This is a genomic window from Vibrio rarus, assembly GCF_024347075.1.
GTDB lineage: Bacteria > Pseudomonadota > Gammaproteobacteria > Enterobacterales > Vibrionaceae > Vibrio > Vibrio rarus.
Genome location: NZ_AP024900.1, coordinates 956,129 through 978,470 on the forward strand (window position 1 = coordinate 956,129; position 22,342 = coordinate 978,470).

19 protein-coding genes are annotated in these 22,342 nt (G+C 43.7%); 6 read left to right on the forward strand and 13 right to left on the reverse strand.

Annotated elements, in window-relative coordinates:
- Nucleotides 1-35 precede the first annotated feature (35 nt).
- Complete coding sequence (locus OCU56_RS04555) at nucleotides 36-431, forward strand: CidA/LrgA family protein (protein ID WP_261874351.1); 396 nt, start codon at nucleotides 36-38, stop codon at nucleotides 429-431.
- Nucleotides 428-1,114 carry an LrgB family protein gene (locus OCU56_RS04560; protein ID WP_390904861.1) on the forward strand — a complete coding sequence of 229 codons (687 nt, stop codon included), beginning with the start codon at nucleotides 428-430 and terminating at the stop codon, nucleotides 1,112-1,114. The genes OCU56_RS04555 and OCU56_RS04560 overlap by 4 nt, the downstream gene beginning before the upstream one ends.
- Before the next feature lie 61 nt (nucleotides 1,115-1,175).
- Here the strand turns inward: OCU56_RS04560 and yjeH are convergent, their stop codons facing one another.
- From yjeH to OCU56_RS04575, 3 genes are all read right to left on the reverse strand, one after another.
- Nucleotides 1,176-2,420 carry an L-methionine/branched-chain amino acid transporter gene (yjeH, locus tag OCU56_RS04565; protein ID WP_261874353.1) on the reverse strand — a complete coding sequence of 415 codons (1,245 nt, stop codon included), beginning with the start codon at nucleotides 2,418-2,420 and terminating at the stop codon, nucleotides 1,176-1,178.
- Nucleotides 2,421-2,478: 58 nt separating this feature from the next.
- Nucleotides 2,479-2,730 (reverse strand): hypothetical protein, encoded by a 252-nt coding sequence (locus tag OCU56_RS04570; protein WP_261874354.1) that lies wholly within the window; start codon nucleotides 2,728-2,730, stop codon nucleotides 2,479-2,481.
- 78 nt (nucleotides 2,731-2,808) lie between these two features.
- Complete coding sequence (locus OCU56_RS04575; RefSeq protein WP_261874355.1) at nucleotides 2,809-3,819, reverse strand: LacI family DNA-binding transcriptional regulator; 1,011 nt, start codon at nucleotides 3,817-3,819, stop codon at nucleotides 2,809-2,811.
- A 136-nt stretch (nucleotides 3,820-3,955) separates the two neighbouring features.
- Here OCU56_RS04575 and manD point away from each other — a divergent pair, with 136 nt between their 5' ends.
- From manD to fdhF, 3 genes are all read left to right on the forward strand, one after another.
- Complete coding sequence (gene manD / locus OCU56_RS04580) at nucleotides 3,956-5,173, forward strand: D-mannonate dehydratase ManD (RefSeq protein ID WP_261874356.1); 1,218 nt, start codon at nucleotides 3,956-3,958, stop codon at nucleotides 5,171-5,173.
- A 46-nt stretch (nucleotides 5,174-5,219) separates the two neighbouring features.
- Nucleotides 5,220-6,353 (forward strand): Gfo/Idh/MocA family protein, encoded by a 1,134-nt coding sequence (locus OCU56_RS04585; protein ID WP_261874357.1) that lies wholly within the window; start codon nucleotides 5,220-5,222, stop codon nucleotides 6,351-6,353.
- Nucleotides 6,354-6,629: 276 nt separating this feature from the next.
- Nucleotides 6,630-10,829, forward strand: coding sequence for a formate dehydrogenase subunit alpha (gene fdhF / locus OCU56_RS04590; RefSeq protein WP_261874358.1), 4,200 nt, complete (start codon nucleotides 6,630-6,632; stop codon nucleotides 10,827-10,829).
- A 301-nt stretch (nucleotides 10,830-11,130) separates the two neighbouring features.
- On the opposite strand, the gene ltrA is transcribed toward fdhF, so the two are convergent.
- The 8 genes from ltrA to kdgR form a co-directional block, all read right to left on the reverse strand.
- Complete coding sequence (gene ltrA / locus OCU56_RS04595; RefSeq protein WP_261873931.1) at nucleotides 11,131-12,603, reverse strand: group II intron reverse transcriptase/maturase; 1,473 nt, start codon at nucleotides 12,601-12,603, stop codon at nucleotides 11,131-11,133.
- Nucleotides 12,604-12,837: 234 nt separating this feature from the next.
- Complete coding sequence (locus OCU56_RS04600) at nucleotides 12,838-12,981, reverse strand: hypothetical protein (protein ID WP_261873930.1); 144 nt, start codon at nucleotides 12,979-12,981, stop codon at nucleotides 12,838-12,840.
- A gap of 284 nt (nucleotides 12,982-13,265) precedes the next feature.
- Entirely contained in the window at nucleotides 13,266-13,790 is a 525-nt protein-coding gene (locus OCU56_RS04605) for a MerR family transcriptional regulator (RefSeq protein WP_261874359.1), read from the reverse strand.
- A gap of 12 nt (nucleotides 13,791-13,802) precedes the next feature.
- Nucleotides 13,803-14,726, reverse strand: coding sequence for a DMT family transporter (locus OCU56_RS04610; RefSeq protein WP_261874360.1), 924 nt, complete (start codon nucleotides 14,724-14,726; stop codon nucleotides 13,803-13,805).
- A gap of 354 nt (nucleotides 14,727-15,080) precedes the next feature.
- A complete protein-coding gene (gene rsgA / locus OCU56_RS04615) occupies nucleotides 15,081-16,127 on the reverse strand; it encodes a ribosome small subunit-dependent GTPase A (RefSeq protein WP_261874361.1) in 1,047 nt (348 codons plus the stop codon).
- A 77-nt stretch (nucleotides 16,128-16,204) separates the two neighbouring features.
- Entirely contained in the window at nucleotides 16,205-17,050 is an 846-nt protein-coding gene (locus OCU56_RS04620; RefSeq protein WP_261874362.1) for a helix-turn-helix domain-containing protein, read from the reverse strand.
- A gap of 111 nt (nucleotides 17,051-17,161) precedes the next feature.
- Nucleotides 17,162-17,983, reverse strand: a complete 822-nt coding sequence (locus tag OCU56_RS04625; protein WP_261874363.1) for a GNAT family N-acetyltransferase — start codon at nucleotides 17,981-17,983, stop codon at nucleotides 17,162-17,164.
- Between the two features lie 431 nt (nucleotides 17,984-18,414).
- Entirely contained in the window at nucleotides 18,415-19,215 is an 801-nt protein-coding gene (gene kdgR, locus OCU56_RS04630) for a DNA-binding transcriptional regulator KdgR (RefSeq protein WP_261874364.1), read from the reverse strand.
- A gap of 479 nt (nucleotides 19,216-19,694) precedes the next feature.
- Here kdgR and OCU56_RS04635 point away from each other — a divergent pair, with 479 nt between their 5' ends.
- Nucleotides 19,695-20,219: a YgjV family protein gene (locus OCU56_RS04635; RefSeq protein ID WP_261874365.1), complete on the forward strand. Its 525-nt coding sequence runs from the start codon at nucleotides 19,695-19,697 to the stop codon at nucleotides 20,217-20,219.
- Nucleotides 20,220-20,319: 100 nt separating this feature from the next.
- Here OCU56_RS04635 and OCU56_RS04640 read toward each other — a convergent pair whose 3' ends face one another.
- Both OCU56_RS04640 and OCU56_RS04645 read right to left on the reverse strand, forming a co-directional pair.
- Nucleotides 20,320-21,762, reverse strand: a complete 1,443-nt coding sequence (locus OCU56_RS04640) for a vWA domain-containing protein (protein WP_261874366.1) — start codon at nucleotides 21,760-21,762, stop codon at nucleotides 20,320-20,322.
- A 10-nt stretch (nucleotides 21,763-21,772) separates the two neighbouring features.
- Nucleotides 21,773-22,336: a TadE/TadG family type IV pilus assembly protein gene (locus tag OCU56_RS04645; protein WP_261874367.1), complete on the reverse strand. Its 564-nt coding sequence runs from the start codon at nucleotides 22,334-22,336 to the stop codon at nucleotides 21,773-21,775.
- Between the last annotated feature and the right edge of the window lie 6 nt (nucleotides 22,337-22,342).

The following is a 22,342-nucleotide window of genomic DNA, read 5'->3' on the forward strand; positions in this document are numbered from 1 at the left end:
TAATTTGCTCTGAAATTCATTTCAGGCAAATAAAAATGCACATTAACAAAATAAAAAATCTTGGCATGACGTTGACGCAAGTCGTGGCTCTTTGTCTTCTTTGGTTCGTTTCGGACTGGTTGGTGAGCGTTTTGCACATCCCGCTGCCATCCAATGTGTTTGGTATGTTTTTACTTTTGTTTTTATTGTTTAGTAAAGTCATTAAAGTGAAGTGGTTAAAAGCAGGCTCAAGTTGGTTAATTGCTGAAATGCTGCTTTTCTTTATTCCAGCCGTGATTGCGATTGTAAATTATCGTTCTTTATTTGAACATCAAGGGTTAAAAATCGCTATTGTCATTGGTTTAAGTACTGTTTTTGTATTAACTACAACCGCGATGGTGGTTGATACCGTGTACCGCTACGAATTGAAAAAAATCAGAGGCAATAGATAATGCATACCTACATTGCGCTATTTTGCTTCGCATTTACTGTCTTTGGTTATTACTGCACAAAGGCAATGCATATACGCTTTAAACAAATTTGGTTAATTCCGCTTGTTTCTGTGCCCGTGCTTATCGTGGCAATGATTATGTCGCTAGGCATTAGCTATAACGACTATATTTTGGAGTCGCATTGGTTAGTCTGGATGTTAGGTCCAGCAACGGTGGCCTTTGCTATTCCTGTTTATGAAAATAAAAAATTGATGAAAAATCACTGGTTTTCCATATCGGCAGGTGTAGTGATTGCCGTTATCGCAGCCTTAGTGAGTACCATTATGCTGAGTAAATTTTTGCATCTATCGGTTATTTTGCAAAAAAGCTTAGCGGTACGTTCTATCACAACTCCTTTTGCGGTCGTGGCATCCAAAGAGATCGGAGGCAAACCGGATCTCACCGCTATTTTTGTGGTGATGACAGGTATTGTTGGGATTGTTGTTGGTGAAACTATGCTGCGTATATTCCGCGTTCGCTCTCGTCATGGTATCGGGGCGGGTTTAGGTGCGTCTGCTCATGGTTCTGGTACTGCTATTGCCTATGGTATCCATACTAAAGCGGGTACTATTGCGAGCTTAATTATGCTGTTTTCAGGCGTAGCCACTGTATTGTTGGCTCCCGTGGTCGCAATGATGGTGTGAATGAAAAACAGATACCAATGGCAGTCAATAATGTGTTCTCTGCGCGTTTATTTACTGCCATTTACCCCCTTGGTTTAATGGAAGGAACAAGCCAGAAAAATACAATGAGCAGTACCAAGGCGTAACTCATTAAAAGCCCAATAGAGCACAACACAAGTACGCATAATAGAGTTGAAAAAACAGCAAGAGACTTTGCTTTTCCAGTTAATAATTTAACAGCACTAAGCATAGCAAATAGATAAATCAGCACAAAAATGCCATTCGCTAATGTTAAAAACACTTCAATATCAATATGAGATAGCTCCCCAAAAACACACGACAGCACTAAAGTGACACCAACAATTATGGTGGCTTGAGTGGGCACGCCATTTCTGGAAACCTGAGCCATGGAACTACTAGGGCGGTATTCTCTGGCCAGTGACCAAATCATTCTAGAAAGACTTTGTGTATATAAGTTGATGGTGGCAAAACAGGCTAAAAACCCAGTGAGACTAATTATTCCACTTAAACCAGAACCCAGCAGTTTATCCGCTAAATAGGGGACAGATGTGGTATTGAGCTCTGCGGTGCCAAAAGCATGATGTTTAAGAATAACGGCGGAAAACAGATAATATACGGTACCTGCAATTAAGCATCCTACTAAGATGGCAATAGGGTAATCACGCTCAGGTCGTTTAAATTCTTCTCCCATATGGGCAAAGGCTTCTATGCCCACAAAGCACCAGAACATGACAGCAATGGCTTGACCGATAGGCAAAAGATTATCAGTTGGCAGAGAGTGTGGCAGGGTGTCGGCAATAGAGAGTTGGCCAAACCCTACAAAAACGGCCACCAATAGCACAATACCAACCGCAATGAAGGTTTGTAGTTGACTGGAGACTTTACTCCCTGAAAAATTAACCAGCATAAGTAGCGCAATGACGCACAGTTGAGCAATAAGGGGCTGCGATAGTGCCTGTGGCAATAACTGTTGAGCAAAACCGCCCGCAATGGCGATGGCGGCAGGTACGCCCACCGGAATGACGCTAATAAACAGTAAAGCCACCGCTTTTTCAAGACGAGAACCAAAGGCTTGTTTGACAAAATAGGAGGCGCCACCGGCATTGGGGTAGCGTTTTCCTAGGGCGGCAAAGGTAAATGCAATAGGGCATACCGCAATAATGAGTAACCACCATGCCCATAACATATCCGGTCCTGCGATACTGGCGGCAATGGCGGGCACCATAAATAAGCCGGTACCGAGTAAGGTGGTAGACATTTGACCAATGCCACCAATGAGGGTGATGTCTCGTTTTAATGCTGGCATGGGATCCTAGAAAGCGCGCAACGAATAGAAGCGTTAATATAGCAGGATGATGCGCCGTTTATTGAGTTGCCGTTGCTTTATTGAGAAGTTGCTCTGCTGTGTATTGTTCGGCTTGCTTACCCTCTGCAATTAAGTCCACTATTTGATAGTCAGATAAGTGGGGAAACTCTTTGGGTAAATACGCTCTAAAGGCTTGTTCATTGGGCCATTTGCCTCGAACAATATAGCCGTCATCTTTATCGAAGTTATCCGTTTCAAAAAATGAAAAATCTGTCATGCCTATGTTGTGGCAATATAATACGAGGTACATATACGTTCCTTAACCTAGCGAAAGTAGGCTTTATATTTAAAGAGATAATATGAATAGATGCAACAGACAAGGCCAACCTTATCCAATACGCTGAACAGAATCTCGCAATACCAATTCACAAGGCACAATAACGCGCTGCCATTCTTTGTGTTGACCGGTCATCGATTCAATAAGCAGCTTGGAGGTTTCTATCCCAATTTTATAGGCGTCTTGGCGTATGACTGAGATAGGAACTCTAAATAAATCCACCATAGGGATCTCATCAAATCCGATAATTGATGCTTGTTGAGGGATGGCAATATGCGCGGCATTGAAGGCTTGTAATAAATCGGCAGTAATGGCGAGGTGCTGGGTAAAAAAAGCACTGGGTGCTAAGGGCTGTTGCAGTAAATGGGTAGGATCTTGCGCAAACCCTGTTTCTCTATCCCAATACAGTATGGCATCGTCCGTCACAGGAAGGCCATGTTTGTGCATGGCATGGGCATAGCCATCGAAACGTGCTTGACGAGAAAGGCTATTAGAAAACGCTTGAGCCACAAAACAAATACGCTGGTGGCCCATCTGGATTAAATGTTCTGTGGCCTCATAGGCCGAGTCACGATAATCCGATAATACGATGTTGCTTGGGCAATCAGGGTATTCTAACTGAAACTGCACTATAGGCATGCCTTGCTGGATAAACTGCTGTATCAGCGCGGAATTTAATCCAGAGGAGGTCATGATAATGCCATCCACACACATGTGTTGTAGCGCCAGCAGAGCTCGCTTTTCCGCGTCTGCATCAAAATCACTATTGTAAATCATGATGTTGTAGTGATGCTTTTTGCAGTAGTCGTCAATGCCCCGCATCACACGACTGGTGTTATAACCGGTAATATCACGCACCACCACGCCAATGGTTTTTGTTTTCTCTACTTTTAAGCTTCGGGCAATGGGGTTAGGGACATAGTTTAGTTCTTTGATCGCCGCCTCAATCTTGATCTTTGTGTTTGCTGACATGTGACCAAAGCGACCATTTAAGTATTGAGATACGGTACTTTTTGATACCCCAGCCTGTGTAGCGACATCTATGATTGTTATTTTTTTCATTACAAATATTTAAATTGTTAAGGGCATCAAGTTAGAGAGTTGACATTCTATTGTTTGATGGTGAATATAGCAAGTAAACCGATTTACCAAACCGATTTACTTCCTCGGTTAACTAAAGATAAGTGAGACAATTAAAATGAAAATCCAAGATATTAAAGTGTTTGTCACCAACCCAGGAAGAAATTTTGTCACGGTTAAAGTGATCACCGATGAAGGGGTGTACGGATTAGGTGATGCCACAGTGAACGGTCGAGAAATGGCGGTAGCGACGTATTTAGAAGAGCATGTAAAGCCGTGTTTGATTGGTCGTGACCCGCACATGATTGAGGATATTTGGCAATATTTATACATGGGTGTCTATTGGCGACGCGGACCCATTACCATGGCCGCTATTGCCGCCATTGATATGGCACTATGGGATATCAAAGGGAAAGTGGCAGGATTACCCGTTTATCAATTACTAGGGGGGAAATGCCGCACGGGCGTCAAACTGTATGCTCATGCTAATGGCGAAACAATTGAAGACACCTTAGATAAAGCCCAGCAATGTATTGAGCAAGGGTTTAAAGCGGTTCGTCTGCAATCGGCTATTCCGGGTTTATCTGAAACCTATGGTGTCTTAGGTGATAAAAAAGATTACTTTGAACTGCAAGGGAATCGTCCTCTGCCACCAGAGCAAGAGTGGTCAACAGCTAAGTATTTTCAATTGGTGCCAGAACTGTTTGAAAAAGCCAAGCAACGCTTTGGTCATCAAGTGGAATTTTTGCATGATACGCACAGTCGCTTAACTCCCATAGAATCGGCTAGATTAGGCAAAATGTTAGAACCGTATAATTTATTGTTCTTAGAGGACGCAAGTATTGCGGAGAACCAAGAAAATTATAAGTTAATTCGCCATCACACCACCACACCACTGGCGTTGGGTGAAACCTATAATACGATTTGGGACTGTAAAGATTTACTGCAAAATCAGTGGATTGATTATATTCGCACTGCGGCAACGCACGCAGGTGGCATCACCGGCATGAAAAAAATCTCAGACTTTGCAGCTGTGTATAATGTTCGTACCGCGCCCCATGGTGCGCCGGATCTGTCTCCTATCTGTTTTGCCGCGCATATGCACCTTAATATCTCCACTCATAACTTTGGCATTCAAGAATTTGTCGGCTTTGGTAACGAAGAGTGCCAATCCATTTTTAAGCATGACATGCAGCTCGAAAATGGCATGATTTTAGTCAGTGATGCCCCAGGGTTGGGCGTAGAATTTGATGAACAGCAAGCGGAAAAATACCAATACAAACGCTCCTATTTACCGGTCAGTCGCTTAGAAGATGGCACCTTGTGGCATTGGTAAACGTAAAATCTTGAGCATTTATCATACAAATTATTGGAGAAAAAACATGAGTATAAAGGTTTTAGTCTTTGGTACAGGGTTTGCCGGTCAAGGGCATGCCAAAGCATTTCAAGATGCAGGAGCGGAAGTGGTCGGTATTGTGGGGCGCACGGAAACGGTAGTCACGCAAGTGGCCAAAGATCTTAACATTGCCTATTCAGGTACCGATTGGGAATTAGCTCTTGAGGTGTGTAAACCGGATGCCGTTTCAATTGCGACCCCAGGGGGAGCCCATGTGAACGCCATCAAACAGGCCATTGCGTTTGGCTGTCATATTTTCTGTGATAAACCGCTGACGCAAAGTGGTGAAACTGCGCTGGACATTTATCGTTTGGCTCAGCAAAGAGGCATTAAAACCGCCTTTGCTTCAAGTTTTAGATACCTTCCAGAAATTATACACGCTAAGCAATTAGTAGCAGATGGTATTATTGGTGAACCGACCGAAGTGGAGTGTATTTCGCACTTCAATTTAGACCGTAATATTCCATTTGGTTGGTCGCACAGCATTGAAGCCGGGGGTGGACGACTCAACAATAACTTTACTCACCTATTGTCTATCGTGACCTCAGTCGTGGGAGAGAAGATTCTGTCTATTAGCGGTGAAGTACGCAATGACATGCCACAAGCCCCCGTGGTAGAAGGGGTACATAATTTTACCCAGCGTCGAAATTTCATTCCACAAGATATCAATGACCCTGATTTACAATGGCGAGATTGTGATGTGGAATGGTCCTATACGGTATTGGCACAATTAGAGAGCCGAATAGCGGCATCGCAACCGGTTTCCGTTTTATTTAAACACGGCGGCTTGGTGCCTCGATTTAATGAAGATCATATCGTGTTTCATGGCACCAAAGGCTCAATTTACATCAAGGGTCACTACGGTGATGGGCCTTTGTATGTGTGGCAAGAAGGGCAATGGCAAGAGAAAGTGTTACCCCAATCAATTGCCCAACAATTGCCGAATATAGAATGCCCTACACAACGCAGTTGGACCCATCTCGCTTCGCAATTTGTAAAAGATATTAACGGAGAAAAAGTAGAGGCATACCAAACATTTGAAGATGGTTGTCGTTATCAGATGATTATCGACCTTATCCGAAAAAATGATCGTTTTGTGGATGTGAGCCAGCTTCTTTAATGAAAATAAACCGCTATTTTTACAGCAAACGCGCAGCGCTAATGTCGCTGTGCATTACTGCCTGATTTGTAGGGGTTTAGCTTCCATGTCTCACTATAAATAGAAAAGAGCGAGTACGGACTCGCTTTTTGATCCTCCTACCAGTCACATAGTTTGTATGACAAATAGTCATTAGCCCTCTTTTCATAGTAAGATGAATTATACCCATACAATATGAATGGGTACTCTTATTAAATAATAAAAATCCGAAAGACAGGGTGAGTGTTAGGAGTCCGAATGGTTCAGATTGTCATTGATGGGAAATATCGTGTTGCCGAAGCAGGCATGACGCTACTGGAAGCGGCAAATGTCTGTGGCGTGGATATTCCATCCCTTTGTGGTGCCAATAAAAGCGGAGAAAAAGTACCTTGCGACTTGTGTGTTGTAGAGGTGGAAAACGCAGGCATGCAACGAGCTTGTGAGCTGAAAGTATACGACGGGCTTAATGTTGTGACGCAATCAGCTCAGCTCAGTGGGCATCGACGCCAAGCTTTAAACACTATCATGACGGACCATTATGCTGATTGCGAAGCGCCGTGCAAAACGGCGTGTCCTGCTGGGGTCGATATTCAATCATACCTCCATCATATTGCGCAAAACGATCATCAAAAAGCCATCGAGGTTATCAAGCGCACGTTACCTATGCCACTCTCTATTGGCCGAGTATGTCCTGCCTTTTGTGAAACGGAATGTCGTCGTGGATTAGTGGACGACTCTATTGCCATTCGCCAACTGAAGCGTCACGCCGCCGATGCGGATCTTGAAGCGCAACAAGCGTATACCCCAACGAAGAAACAAGATAAAAATAAACATATTGCTATTGTTGGCAGTGGCCCAGGCGGTTTGACTGCGGGCTATTACCTTTCTAATGAAGGGTATGAGGTGACGGTATTTGAGTCTATGCCACAGGCAGGCGGCTGGTTGCGATATGGTATTCCTGAGTATCGCTTACCAAAAGATATTTTAGATAAAGAAATTGAATTGATGTGTCGTAATGGCATGTCAGTCGTCTGTAATCAAAAGCTGGGCAAAGATTTTACGCTCTCTTCGTTAACGGACCGTTATGACGCCGTTTGCTTGGCGGTGGGTGCATCAAAAGCCGTGGCAATGAATTACCCCGGCAGCGATCTGGATGGGTGTTATTTAGGTGTGGATTACCTAAAAGATTATGTCACTGAGCGCAATTACTTAACGGGTAAAAAAGTGGCTGTCATCGGTGGTGGCAATACCGCCATAGATTGTGCGCGCACAGCGGTACGTGACGGAGCCGATACGACGCTTATTTATCGTCGTACTCGCGCAGAAATGCCAGCGGAAGATTATGAAATAGAAGAAGCGGAGCACGAAGGGGTGAAGTTTCACTTCCTGACCAATCCGGCACAAAACATTGCGGGAAGTGAAGGACGAGTGGCGTCCATTCGTTTAGAAAAAATGGCCCTTGGGCCGGCTGATGCCTCGGGTCGTCGAAGCCCACAAGCCACCGGAGAATTTTTTACGGAATCGTTTGATACTGTGATTGCCGCTGTCTCACAAAAGCCAGATTTGAGCTTTATGGAAGGAGAGTCATTGACGATTCCTTTAACACGTTGGAATACCGCTGACGTTAACCCAGATACTATGCATACAGGCACAGGAAATGTATTCAGCATTGGTGATTTTCGTCGCGGGCCAGCCACAGCGATTGAAGCGGTGGCTGATGGTCGCATCGCCGCTCAAGCCATTGACCGCTTCTTTGATGGTGATATGGATAATATTCCCGTGGCAGCGTTTAATTCTCGTAAAGGCAAAACTGTTCAGCAAGTGGACCCTATACATTTACAACATATTCAGAAAGTGGCGCGCTCCATTATGCCTGAGCTGACGAGCGAGCAACGTGAGCAAAGTTTTTCTGAAGTGGAATTGGGCTTTGATAATGCTAAAGCCATGGCGGAGGCCGCTCGTTGTTTAGAGTGTGGGTGTCAGGCTAATACTGAGTGTGATCTGCGTGATTACGCCACCGAATATGCCGCAGTGCAGTCTTTTGATGGAGTGGTGAATGTTCAGTCCGATGAAGAATGGCAACGCATTCGTACCACGGATACTAGACAAAAATTTGCAGTAGACAACAGCTCGGAATTTATTGTATTTGATGCCAATCGCTGTATTAGCTGTGGTCAGTGTGTACAAGCGTGTCGCGAGCAATCTGTCCATGGTGTGTTGAGCTTTATGACCGATAAAGATGGCCGTGCAGCCTCGCGACCTGAATGTCGCCCTAATTTTGGTCAACATCACACCTTAATGGGAGACTCGGCGTGCGTTCAATGTGGCGCGTGTGTTCAGGCTTGCCCAACGGGAGCCATTGTGGATGGACGTGACAAGGCTCAAGGACGTATCGAGCATTTGAAAGTGGTGGATACCATCTGCACCTATTGTGGTGTAGGTTGTAAAGTCAGTATGCATGTGGATGAGCAAGCAAACGAGATTCGCTACGTTAAAGGGGGAGATTCCCCGGTCAATGAAGGCATGTTGTGCGTAAAAGGGCGCTTTGGTTTTGACTTTGTTAACAGTGATGCTCGTTTAACCACTCCTTTGATTCGTAAGGATGGCTGGTTACAACCAGCGTCGTGGGATGAAGCCATTGAGTTGGTAGCCAGTAAATTTAGCCATATTAAACAGACCTTTGGTGGTGATGCTTTAGCTGGTTTTTCCTCAGCTAAGACCACCAATGAAGACAATTACGCATTCCAAAAATTCATTCGCCGAGAGTTGGGAACCAACAATGTTGACCACTGTGCTCGTCTTTGTCATGCCTCAACCGTTACCGGTTTGGAGGCGTCGCTAGGCAGTGGGGCCATGACCAATGATATCCCAAGTATTCAGCATTCAGATGTGGTGTTTGTGATAGGTTCAGATACCACAGCCGCTCACCCAATTATCGCTTCACATATTAAACAGGCCATACGTCATAACGGTGCTCGTTTGATTGTCGCAGACCCTAAACGTATTGAACTGGCGGATCATGCCGAGCTATATTTAGCACAAAGGCCCGGCACCGATGTGATGTTACTCAATGGTGTTATGCAGCTAATCATTAAAAATGGTTGGTATGACATGGAGTATATCCAAGAGCGTGTGGATGGTTTTGATACCTTGTTGCAAGAGGTGATGTCACCTAGCTATGCCTTAGATAAAGTAGAGTTAGTGACAGGGATTAAAGGGGATGACGTGTACGCAATGGCGCGCACAATAGGTACGGCCAAGCGCACCGCCGTCTATTACGCTATGGGGATCACTCAACACACTACGGGGCACGAAAATGTCCGTTCTATCGCTAACTTACAACTGCTTTGTGGCAATATCGGCATTGAAGGGGGCGGAATTAACCCGTTACGTGGTCAGTCGAATGTTCAGGGAGCTTGTGATATGGGGGCGCTACCTAATAATTTCCCTGGTTATCAAAAAGTATATAACCCTCTTATTCATCAAAAATTTGCCATAGAGTGGGATGCGCCTAATTTACCCAGAGAAGCGGGATTAACCCTTACCGAAATCATTGATGCGGCCTGTGAACGAGAGGTTCGCGGTTTATATATCATGGGTGAGAATCCCGTATTAAGTGATCCTAACCAAGCGCATGTGTTGGAAGGGTTGCAGGCGTTAGATTTTATGGTTGTTCAAGATATCTTTCTGACAGAAACGGCGCAATATGCTGATGTGGTACTACCGTCTTGTTCATTTGCTGAAAAATCGGGCCATTTCACCAATACCGAGCGTCGAGTTCAGCGTTTAAACCCTGTGGTGCGCCCACCGGGTGAGGCACGTGAAGACTGGGTGATCATCCAAGATATTGCCAATGCCATGGGCGGTGGATGGCGTTATAAAAACGTGGCTGATATCACTTATGAAATTACCCGAGTGACTCCGCAATATGCTGGCCTTGGTTGGGACGCCATTCCCGCAAGTGGTAAGCATTGGCCAAGTAATCAGAATAACCCTGATGGCACACGAATTATGCACCAGCAACAATTTACTCGTGGGCGAGGGCAGATGGAGGCGATCCCATTTAGGTATGCCGCAGAGCTTCCTGATGACGAGTACCCATTAATATTAACCACAGGACGCGTATTAGAGCAGTTCCACACTGGCACTATGACGCGCAAAACCAAAGGCTTAGATAATCTAGCCGGTCCTAGAGCGATGATCAGTGTTAGTGATGCAGAGGCATTAGGTATTGGTAATGGGGATATGCTGGTGGTGTCCACACGCCGCGGGCAAATAGAGATTGCCGCTTTTGTGACAAAACGTATGCAAAAAGGGGTGGTGTTTATTCCTTTCCATTTTGTTGAGTCTCCGGTGAACCGCTTGACCAATGCTGCCAAAGATCCTCACTCGAAGATCCCTGAGTTTAAGGTAGCCGCGGTGAAAGTGGAGAAACGAATAAAGCAGACGACTCATTAACTTGCAGTGATGAGTTTCGATGAATGTAAAGATCTCCCCAATTGGGGAGCTTTGCGCCTTCTTGTTGTTCCAACCTAACTAACGCACTCAAACGCCTTAATGCACAGTCGCTTAAGGCTAATTGAGGCGTATTTTTGGGGCAACAATTTGTTTATTTCTCACCCTTTGGCACAAAGAACCAACGTGTTATTGTCGGGTGGACGACACTTGTTACCAAGTGCCGTCTCCCTAAGAACCGTACGTGCAACTTTCACTGCATACGGCTCAAGCCTCCACTAAGGCATCATTGATACCCAGCAACTTATAACGCAGTCGGGACAGGCTCTTTCCAAGAGTTACGAGCTAGCCTTTTGGGTTTTCTCTTAGCCAAGTATTCTTGGTACTGAGGGTCAAAAGGGGTCGCTGCATTCCTGATTTTTACGTGTCGCTCTATAGGCACTTTAGCTATTTGGAACAAATTTAAGTGACAGTCCATGTTCATAATTTTCTGCCAACCGTGAAATTGCCACTGGCCTTTACGATTAAGAAAATACTTATGAACAACCCAGTCTTTGGACTTGGTTGGATGACGCCTAACTGCCCAGTGCCATAGCGCTTGGAATAGTTTGTGGCCGACATACCCGAATACTTGTTTAGCAACACAATGGCGATAGTAGTTCGCCCATCCTCTAAGTTTCGGATTTATCAACTTGATAAGATCGTTAACAGGGATGGTTGCGTGCTTTTTAATAAGTTCACGTAGATTTCTCAAGAATAACAGCGTGTTGGATTTGCTCGGTTTAATGAGTAATTTCCCTTTGTACTTCCTGTGATTGAAGCCCAGAAAGTCAAAGCCATCATCAATATGAGTGATCTTCGTTTTCTCTTCGGAGAGGGTTAACCCTCTTTCTGCCAAAAAGTCAGCAATCAACGGTTTGATGTCGTTCACTAGCACTTCCTTTGAAGAGCAAGTGACCACGAAATCATCCGCGTAACCGATAAAGTTGGCTCTAGCCCCCTGTTTCAGGGCTGTAGATTTTATTTGTTGTTCTATCCCCGCGAGAGTCATTAGCATCAAGGTTGGAGAAATTATTCCACCTTGAGGTGTACCTTCATCGGTATCGTAGAACAGTCCCTTATCCACATAGCCAGATTTTAACCATTGCTCTAACATACGTTTATCTACCGTGATATTGTTCATAAGCCATTGATGCCCGATTTTGTCGAAGCAAGCTTTAATATCTCCCTCAAGGACCCATTTCGCTGATTGCTTTAGAGCCAAACATTTGAAGCACTGACTGACGGCGTCAGCCGTGCTGCGATTTGGCCTAAAACCATAGCTATTGAGGTCGGCAAACGTTTCGGACACAGGCTCTAGTGCTAGAAGGTGGAGGGCTTGTTGCGCTCTATCAATCATGCATGGAATACCCAATGGCCTGAGCTTGCCGTTCTTTTTGGGAATGTAGATACGTTTGAGTGGTTTTGCAGAGTAAGCCTTGCGACTCAGTTGATTGACTGCTTTCATACGGCGTGCATCTGTGTTCCAGGTGACACCGTCTATTCCAGGCGTTTTACTGCCTTTATTCTGAGAGACTCGCTTAACCGCAACAAGTTTGGCTGAGCGAGAATGAGTCAAGAGCCACTGTAAGGACTTCACCTTACCGTATTTCTTTTCTCTCGTTGCTTTTGCGATACGCATTTGAAGCTTCAATACGTGTGCTTCAACGGATTTCCAATCGATGGACTGCCATTGAGCGCCGTCAGAAGATGCACTAATCTCTTTCGAGATCATCATTTGCTTTTCTCCTTGAATAAAGTTCTTCAAATTATCTCGCAATGGGAGACCAGTCGGAAGTGGGCTCACTTTTGTGATCAGACACAGGTCTGTATCTACATCATTACAATGTAGCTTTCGCTTTTTCCGACCTCCTATACCTGCATCACTATCGGCCACAAAGGCTTTCCCAAAGGGAGTGATTCAGGCTTACCCTGTTCCGTATGTTACGTAAAATGTCAGTTTAGATGCCCACTATAGTGCGGAGAGTACAGCGACCACGAAAGAGTACTGTCCAACCTCTTTCCAACTCTCATTGCCTTTTGGCCACAGCGTATTAACCACTTCCGCTGCTTCATCACATAACGCACCTTGAATGGATTCACATACGTTCATCATACTGACTACCTAGCACTTACCCGAATTGTGGTTTTCAGGAGGAACGTCCTCTTACGATTCTTTTCCCACTCGGCCAGACGGCCAAGTTTCGTTACATTGTCCGAGCCGCTGCTTTATTCAGGCTCGTAGGTTCATCTGGTGATACAGACGGTTCACTCATAAAGCGGTGAACAACGCTTCATACGACTTCAGGTCGCACGGACAATTGTGAGTTAGTGAATGCGCTAATTTAGCAATAGACGGATAACGTCAAGTATTGAAAAGCGTGCGAATCAAAATTAAACTCATGGTTTCCGAGACTGCATTCTTATTTTTTCTATTTCTTCTTCCTCGATATTTAGGGACTGCAAAAATTTAAGGTGTCCTAATGGCTCCATCTTCTCAAATTGTTTATGCCAATTAAGCATATCTTGATCATTCATGCCTGACTCTCTCAGTATCTCAGTCCAACGCTGTTTAGTTAACTGCCCTTGAATCAGTAGCTCAGGATCTTGTAGTAAAGTCATGATTGAATGTTGTTGCTGACGTAGCTTTTTAATCTCTATATCTAAGGCTGAAAACTGTTGGCGTAATACCGTTTCCCTGTCTTTGCCATGAGATTGTTGTATCAACCCTTTTATCTCACCAACAGGAATACCGTAAGAGCGATACGCAAGAATCGATCTGAACTTTTCAAGTTCCCGTTCACCATACAATCGGTAGCCACTGGAAGTACGGCTTGTCGGTTCAATCAAGCCCTGTCTTTCATAATAAAGGACTGTCGTTCGAGACACTTCTAATTGCTCACAAAACTGTTTAATACTCAGCATTGTACCTACCTCTTACTTTTTTCGACTGTAGTGAGACCACATCATTGGGCTTAATGCACTCGCAAGAATAACTGACGCACCAATAATTGACCATGTATCGGGCACTTCCGCAAAAATAACCATACCAATGATAAGAGAATAAATAATTTTCACGTACTCAACGTTGGCAATGATGTTTGCCTGTGCCCATTTATAAGCGGAAATACCAATGTATTGAGCAATTGACGAGATAACGCCAACCATGAGAAGCAACATGAAATCTTCAACCGTTGGTGTGCGCCATAAAAACAAAGTCGGTATCAAGGCAATAAATCCGATAGCAAGTGCTTGATATGCCATTAACGTGATTTTGGGTTCACTTTGCGCCACTTTTCTTACACAAATCACCGCAACAGCAGCGCCTAACGAAGCCAGCACACCAGAAAGAATGAATATGAGCTGGCTATTTTCAAACGTAGGTCGAACAACCATCATTACCCCGATAAATCCAACGACGATGGTAAAAATCCGAGAGCCTGTGACCTGCTCACCAAGGGCAATGCGAGCAATAATGGCAACAAAGAGCACTTGCAAGAAACTAACGGCAGTCGCATCAGCAAAAGGAATATTACTGACAGTAATAAACCCAAAGTACAGAGCAGTAAACGCGCCAAATATTCTCAGTATGTGGAGAGGAATTTTATTTGGTTTAAGCAATATATCCAGATTCTTAACGATTGCAGGAGCAAGCATCAACATAAAAATGAGCTGTCTAAAAAAAAGAACCTGAAACGTATCGTAGTCTGCGCTCAATTTACGGACAAACACACCCACAATGGTAAACAACGCTGTTGAAATAAGTGCTAACGTCACACCTTTAGATGTTGGCGATAAAGTATCAAATAACTGCAAAACTCTAGGGTGCTGCACGGTATTTTTTACAAGGAACTGATACATCGAATGACGCCTTTTCGCTTAGGTTTTTATCAAGAGATGTATTCTAAACTCGATACCTGTAGACAGGTCAACCAATGTCGATGATTTAATTTGGCAACAACGTTAACGCTCTCGGCATGAGGCAAAGTAAGCCAAATAGTAGCGTTTGAGATCAGGTTCTATTTCACACTGGCTTATAATGGGGCAATTCTGAGTTGAGTATCCCCGTCTGCAAGGATTTGGACAAATTCTTCTTAGACTTTTTGTTATATGAAACGTCACTGATTAGAGTTCCTATAACAAATGCTCTCTGTGATGTTCTAAATTTCTAGCGTCCTAAAACCATCAAAGTTTAGGACGCTATTTAAATGCAAATTAATAGCCTTTCTTGAACTTTTTCGAAGCACTTTGGGTGCTGTTGATTAGCTTTCCTAGAGCCTTATCTTTAGAACGTTTTTCTGCCAAGGTCGCACCGTTAACCGCTTGTTCTTTCAATAACTTTTGATAGCTATTTAAACGTCTTTCGGTTATTTCACTTGCTTTTAATGCCCGCTGAACCGCACACTCTGGCTCATTTCCATGAGAACAATCAGAGAAGCGACACTTCTGAGCAAGTTCGGTAATTTCAGAAAAAGTCTCACTGACCCCTTGCTCGCTGCTGCCCAGCTGTAACTCTCTCATTCCAGGCGTATCCATTAAAAGGCCGCCATTTGGCATGACTTTTAAAGCTCGGTGAGTAGTAGTATGACGACCTTTACTGTCCTCTTCGCGTATTCCCCCCGTTAGCATCGACTCAAAACCCAGTAGGCTGTTCACAAGAGTCGATTTACCCACCCCTGAAGAGCCTATAAACGCAATCGTCTGGCCGTTACGACAATGAGGTTCAATGGATTGAATATCCTGCTCATCTAATGCATTAAGAGTGTGTACTTCAAGTAAGGTGTCGAGTTGTTGAACTTGTGCTAGCTTATCATCCGCATCTTCACAAAGATCTGCCTTGGTCAAGAGAATCACTGGCTCTACCATAGCTTCGCGAGCGAGTATTAGGTATCGCTCAATGCGGCTTAAACTGAAGTCGTGATTCAATGATGAAACAATCATGACAGTATCAATGTTCGAGGCGATTAACTGGGTTTCAACCTTGGAACCCGGTGCTTTACGCTCAAACAGAGATTGTCGATCTAAGTTTTGATGAACCCTAAATTGTTCATCAAATAACAACCAATCCCCAACACACACTCTATCATCATTGACGGTAAACGTTAGGCTTTGTTGGCCTTGTTCAGACATCACAACAACGCGATCACGGTGTTGCTCAATCACTCGACCAACCCGGTAATCCGTTAGATCTTCTAGGCTAAGCTGTTGCTGAAAAAATGGTTTCCACCCAAGTTGTTGAAGTGTTGGATTTTGGTTGTTCATCGGCTTTGCTCTTATCTTTAATGATGTGCTTATCATAGAGTTAGCTCATCGATAAAGATTGAATATTTCCGACAACGTTACTCTAAATTTGAACTGACACCACCGTAGATATCAATTGTTAACCCTCGCTCTTTCTCATAAGCTTTCGGAGTAAAGCCAAGTTGTTTTTTTAGGTATCGGATCAAATGAGGCTGATCACTAAAGCCAAATTGAAAGGCAACCTCTACCCAATTCAGTTCGTTCGATCCACGTTGATATAGATACTCTAACATGGCCTCTAAACGATTCATTGATTGGCACTGTTTAAGTGTAAGCCCTGTGGTGCGTTGAAAACTTCTTTCTAGAGTTCTTTGTGAGCAATACAGTTTTTCACCCAGCTCTGATATCGCACTCTTGTCTAGATATTTAATCACACTGCGAGTGGTGTTGCTGTGCTGATCTTCGGTGCATTGTTCCAACCAAGGTGACAGCATCGTATCTAACTGCTCAACACACAGTTTTGGGTTATTTCGAGCCGCTTCAATCAGCCTGCTTTCATCTATGCTTAATTGCTTGAACAATTTTGAGCCTTTTGCTGACTCTACTTCATCTAAGGCCAACGGGTTGTCAGAAAAATCAGGTAAGCAGTAAAGAGCACCAACATGGAACTTGATTCCAAGATGCACAAAGGACTTAGAGTGATCTAATTCAAATGTTTGTCGGTGAGGATAGAGCCAATGGCTGCCTTTTCCATTTACCATGCCGGGATTAAGGTTGTAGGCATAAACTTGGCTTTGAGGTGAAATTATTAAATGTGCAGAAGGATCAGGGTTGAGCTTTGGAAATTGATAAGATTCAGAATCTGGGCACTTTTCAATCAGCCAATAGCATTCAACATATTGGGCAACACTAGATAAGTTTGGTAACTGTAGCCAATGGATCATAACCCGTTCCGTTAGTTTTATTGATTCAGAATACTATAAGCTATATGGCCGCAAACAAAAATCCCCCTTACCTATCAGCGGCAACTGAAAATAAGTAAGAGGGATAACGAGTTATTTTTTGTTAAATTCAACCTGAACGATACGGTTTGAAGAAGATAAACCCGCACGTTTAATGGCTTTTTGTGCCCCAATGTTACTATTTTCGGTGGAACAGATTGGCGTTAAGCCTCTTTGGTTGGCTGAGTTAACTAACCAATTAAGCACTTGAGTGGCAATGCCTTTTCCACGTTGTGATTGAGCGACAATCATGCCTAAGTCTGCATATTCCGTTTGGTATTCATCAAACAGACGGCACTCACCCGTTGCAAGAAGTTCGCCCTCGTCCCAGTAACCAAATAGCTCTTTACGGCCGATCAGGTTGCAAAAATAGCCGCTAAGCCATTGCTCTGGTGCACCGATAGCCGTTGCTGCAAACTCTACAAACTGATCCAGTTGCGCTGGCTCTGCTAGCTTTAGTTCTAGCTCTTTTTTATAGCCATTCTTCCTCGTCTTCGCTTGCTTGTACATTAACGCGTTAACCGTCACTGCTGATGAATTATCAAGGCTAAGAGACAAATAAATTGGCTCTGCTGTGCTAACAAATGCGCCATTTACAGCGCCAATGACGGAACTATTCTGTTCTGCGATAAGCGTGAAAAGCTCTTTTGCATCGGTTTTAGCATCACCACTCAGGTAGAATTGCAACAGGTAGCCTTCGCCATTGACACAGCAATAACCCACCAGGTTTTCTTGTTCATAAAAACCAAAGTGTGTAGACATGGGAACAAATCCAAAGTGCCACATACCATCAAGTGGTGACCTAGACTGTGCAAAGTATGCTTGCTTTAGTGTGCTGATTTCTACTAGATTTTCGATTGGTTTGATTTCTAACATCACTCTTTACCTAATTTGTTTGATAAGCAGGAAAGCTTTTCACCATTCTCTAAGAAGTGTCTCGCTTTCGGATGTCATAAATCTTATGGGATACGAACTCGTTATGATTGAACAAAAACGACAATGTTCAAATCTATCATTGGATGTTTAGTTAAATTTGGAGTTCAAGTAAGCATGGTGCGCGGCTATTGCCCCATCAAGATGTGCTTTCTTATTAGGATTTGTAATGGGCTTCTGTTATCAGTACAACACACAATGGGGCAGAAGTGAGCTGCCAATCCCCCCATAACTGTTGAAATTGTTAGTCGAATGAAAAAAGGAACTCTTTATAAGAGTTCCTTTGAATATCAGTACCACCAAACTGCAATGCCTTGCTCAATTGGGGCGCTTTTTATGATGGTAGCTTCTCGTTAGGATAGGTAAAGAAGCGGCTATGATTGGCTCTCACTGGGAACAGGGTAGTCATGGTAGCCTAGTTTTTCTGAAATATTACGTCCAGCATCTTGTAGCATTTTTACATATGCGGGTTTGCGTTCAATATCAAAGCGGATAGTGGGAAAAGAGACAGAAACTGACGCAATGATATGTCCAAATCGATCATAAATTGGCGCAGCAATACAGCGCAATCCAGGCTCTTGTTCTTCGTTATCTTCACCATAATGTTGGCAAGCGACGGTGTGGACTTCGGCCATTAACTGCTGAGCATTACGGTGGGTTTTGTCGGTGTGTTGTATAAACTCCACTGGTTGTAACGTTTCCATGGCTTCGGCATGTGTTTTGCCAGAAAGCAATACTTTACCAATGGCAGTGCTATACAAAGGATTACGTCGCCCTACACGAGAATGCATACGTAGATTGTAACTAGAGTCTATTTTATGCAAATAGATGATCGCACTTTCATCAAGGGCACCTAAATGCACCGTTTCATTAGTGAGATTGGATATTTCACGCATTTCTTTGTCAGCGATATCAATGAGATCAACGTATTCTAGTGCTTTAGCGCCTAACTCAAAGAGCTTGAGTGTTAGCGCATACTTGTCCGTTTCACCTTCTTGAGAGATATAGCCTAGCATTTTCATCGTCTGTAAAAATCGATAGGTCGTGGCCTTAGACATCATCAAGCGTTGTGAAAGTTCGGAGACACCAATTTCTTTTTGTTCAGACAAAGCCTGTAAAATATTGAATACCTTAAGTACGGATGAGACCGCTTCAGGTTGCGTTGATTTTTCCATTTTACGCCTTTCATGATTGCATTTTTGGCAAATTATACAGGGATAATCAATCCTAGTCAGTTATTTTAAAAAACCATTCCATTAATTAAAAACGGCTTAAGTTTCTTTATGTTTCAGGTATGAAATGGTGTTTTAAAAATATATACTAGGCCGGAGTTTTTGTATGTTCAACAAGAGTACAGCCAAAAATTTCCACGCAGTTATCATATGTAAAAACCGCTAGGCTGATTGTTACTTACTACGATTGGTACGATGCAAGGTGAGCAACGGTTAACTAAAACTTATACCAATCACACTAAGTAAGTGATCAGAAATAGTGCAGGAAAAATGCTCGAAAACAAGGCGGAATTTTTCGATAAGTCGTTATTCTACAATCAAAAATTCTAACGCAGTTATCGAGTGTTTTAACAAGCTAGAATGACCAGTTATTTAGTACGATTGGTATTATCGCTATAAAGAGCAACTAACGGGATCAAGGTATGTCAGAGCTTCATTTTTGGGGGCAAGTTCTTGGATTTGTCAGTTTTGCTATAGGTGTTTCAACCTTCTATCAAAAAGATGATAAGCGGCTGAAAATCATGATGGCGATATTTAACGTCAACCATATGGTCCATTACTTGATGCTTGGCTCACTTATGTCGGCGTTAAGTTCGGTATTGTCAGCCTCAAGAACCACAGCCGCGATATTTACCTCGTCTAAATATGTGGCTTACATTTTCATTTTTTTATCCGCAGTATTGGGTTACTTATTGGCAGACAGTTGGTTGGATGTATGGCCTATTTTAGGAAGTGCCATTGGTACCTATTCTGTTTTTCTATTAAAAGGCATTGCCATGCGTTGTGGCTTTTTGTTTGGGGCGGCGTGCTGGTTAACCAATAACATTATTGTAGGATCAATCGGTGGCACCTTGTTAGAGGTGACGTTGATTTGCTTTAATCTTTTTACCATTTATCGCTTGTACCTTGATGGTAAAGCGCTGAGTACCCAAAATGAGCAGGGATAGTGACGTACTGTAAATTCATGTGTTGCCAATAAGCGCATCACTAAGTTATGACGTCACTGACGCGCTTATTGGCTATTTGTCTTCGGTTACTGTATTGCGATTACAGGGTCAGCCTAATGATGACATCGAGCATTTTGTCAAAACAAGGGCCTAGATCGTCTTCAGTTTCCGCATAGCAATACACCCCTTGCTGTTCATCGGGCCGATACTCTGTTGCTAACCAGTCGATGTTTTGCATGGCAGGGTCATTGGCCATTCTATACAGCAAGTATTCCCCTTTTTCTTTGGCGGTAGAGGAATTACTAGGATCGGGATGGGACACAGTGAGTCCAGAGGTTTCTTGTAAGGCAGACCCTAGCCCTAAAGTGAACACATAGATACCTTGTTGACGGGCGCTGGCTGCCATTTGCTCAGGTAAGGTTCTGGATGCTTGTTGTATATTCCTCCATAATGTATTACTTGAATCTCCCGGTGAAAAGGGAGTTAACGCACGACGATAAGTCACGTTATTGCTGTCTTTAAATAATCCTATATCCCCCCTTTCGCTACCGTTAGTGTCGGTATCAGTCATAGTCAAATGGTCATTAATATCTTTGCCATAATAAGCATTAGTGAGCTGTTCAGAGATTTTGTTAGGGTTCCATAAACCATAACCATTGCCTGAATTGGTACCGCTGGCGTAAATCGCACCGACTTTTGCAGAGGTATTTCCGCTATTATCTTCAACATCAAACTCAGCGGTCATGGCTGTTGGCGTACCATCGGTAAAAAAGACAATGACCTGTAAAGGTGCGGGATCGGACGCAGAAGTAATTTGCTGTAATCCCTTATGAAAGCCTTCAGAGGTATTGGTGTAATGGTAATTGCTGCCAGTTTTAAATGAGAAGTTATTAATCGCCCCATTTACAGCCGATGAGCTGTAACCTCGTGATGATTGATTAAATGGTACAGGGACTTCTGCGCCGTTAGCATATTTTACGACTGCCACCCGATCAAACTCGGTATTAAAGTTTGAAAGAAATGATTTAGATCGAGCGATGACCGAACTGGTGACATCCTGTCCGCCAACAGTACCAGTCCCTTGTAATGAACTGCTGTTATCTACCACCAGCACGACATCCACAGGACGGCGGATGGTTTGTGCTTTTGCGCCAATGCCCCAACTATCAAAACCTAGCAAGCTGATAAAGGAGGTGGGCATACTGGCGGTGGCAGAAATATTTACGGCAATGTTGCCATCAACTTCAGAAAAGACGGGAGCCGACATGACAGGGTTACTGGATTTCAGGGCAGAAGAGATATTGACATCAAAATATTTTTGCGCTGCCGCGGTAGCTGCAGTCTCTCCTGATGATACGGCCCGAGCGGCCGCAATCCCAGCGGCATCCACTGCAGCAAACAGTTTGGCTTGCATGCTATAGGCTCGACCAGAGTCAATAGCGAGTCCAGCCATTATGAGTAAGAAGGGTAAAGAGACAACAGTTAACAACACCGCCAGTCCTTTTTGATGAGCTCCTTTTGTATAGTGTCGAGTCATATCCATTATGAACTCCTTATAAATAGGTGATCTCTTTGATGGTGAAGTCTTTATCAAAGATTAAGGTAGAAATGGGTGAATACCTGTAGATGACTTCAACCACATAGACAGATTCATCCTCATCTAATGCTAAAGGAAAATTGCTGAGCTCTGGGCTACTAGCTAGGTCACATTGACCATCGTTTTGCCATTGGGTACAACTTCCCCATGTTGAGCTCGTTGCGTTATAGCCATGATTGGTCCATCTATACTGGCTATTAAGTACTGGAGGCTGTGGCATACCGTTGCTATCAGTGCCTTTGCCTACGACAAGATTAATGTAAATCATTCCATCAGTGCCTAGTTGCAAGGGATCGGAGGTGGAGGCGATAGTGTCCATGACTTGTTCGGGGGTTTGGGTGCTGTTTCGAGAGATGAGGTTGGCACCTTCACGGCTAATACTGATAATAATATTATTGGCTTGAATAACTTGAGTTAACTCAAAAATCCCAACCATTATAATCAATAAGATGGGCACCACTAATGTCATCTCCACCGATGCAAGTCCTGCGCTGTATCGGGTATTGCTTTGTTTGTGCATCCTATT

Coding starts and splice junctions, on each gene's coding strand:
- OCU56_RS04555 (WP_261874351.1), top strand. CDS start 36: ATGCACATTAACAAAATAAAAAATCTTGGCATGACGTTGACGCAAGTC.
- yjeH (WP_261874353.1), bottom strand. CDS start 2,420: ATGCCAGCATTAAAACGAGACATCACCCTCATTGGTGGCATTGGTCAA.
- OCU56_RS04570 (WP_261874354.1), bottom strand. CDS start 2,730: ATGTACCTCGTATTATATTGCCACAACATAGGCATGACAGATTTTTCA.
- OCU56_RS04575 (WP_261874355.1), bottom strand. CDS start 3,819: ATGAAAAAAATAACAATCATAGATGTCGCTACACAGGCTGGGGTATCA.
- manD (WP_261874356.1), top strand. CDS start 3,956: ATGAAAATCCAAGATATTAAAGTGTTTGTCACCAACCCAGGAAGAAAT.
- OCU56_RS04585 (WP_261874357.1), top strand. CDS start 5,220: ATGAGTATAAAGGTTTTAGTCTTTGGTACAGGGTTTGCCGGTCAAGGG.
- fdhF (WP_261874358.1), top strand. CDS start 6,630: ATGGTTCAGATTGTCATTGATGGGAAATATCGTGTTGCCGAAGCAGGC.
- ltrA (WP_261873931.1), bottom strand. CDS start 12,603: ATGATGATCTCGAAAGAGATTAGTGCATCTTCTGACGGCGCTCAATGG.
- OCU56_RS04600 (WP_261873930.1), bottom strand. CDS start 12,981: ATGATGAACGTATGTGAATCCATTCAAGGTGCGTTATGTGATGAAGCA.
- OCU56_RS04605 (WP_261874359.1), bottom strand. CDS start 13,790: ATGCTGAGTATTAAACAGTTTTGTGAGCAATTAGAAGTGTCTCGAACG.
- OCU56_RS04610 (WP_261874360.1), bottom strand. CDS start 14,726: ATGTATCAGTTCCTTGTAAAAAATACCGTGCAGCACCCTAGAGTTTTG.
- rsgA (WP_261874361.1), bottom strand. CDS start 16,127: ATGAACAACCAAAATCCAACACTTCAACAACTTGGGTGGAAACCATTT.
- OCU56_RS04620 (WP_261874362.1), bottom strand. CDS start 17,050: ATGATCCATTGGCTACAGTTACCAAACTTATCTAGTGTTGCCCAATAT.
- OCU56_RS04625 (WP_261874363.1), bottom strand. CDS start 17,983: ATGTTAGAAATCAAACCAATCGAAAATCTAGTAGAAATCAGCACACTA.
- kdgR (WP_261874364.1), bottom strand. CDS start 19,215: ATGGAAAAATCAACGCAACCTGAAGCGGTCTCATCCGTACTTAAGGTA.
- OCU56_RS04635 (WP_261874365.1), top strand. CDS start 19,695: ATGTCAGAGCTTCATTTTTGGGGGCAAGTTCTTGGATTTGTCAGTTTT.
- OCU56_RS04640 (WP_261874366.1), bottom strand. CDS start 21,762: ATGGATATGACTCGACACTATACAAAAGGAGCTCATCAAAAAGGACTG.
- OCU56_RS04645 (WP_261874367.1), bottom strand. CDS start 22,336: ATGCACAAACAAAGCAATACCCGATACAGCGCAGGACTTGCATCGGTG.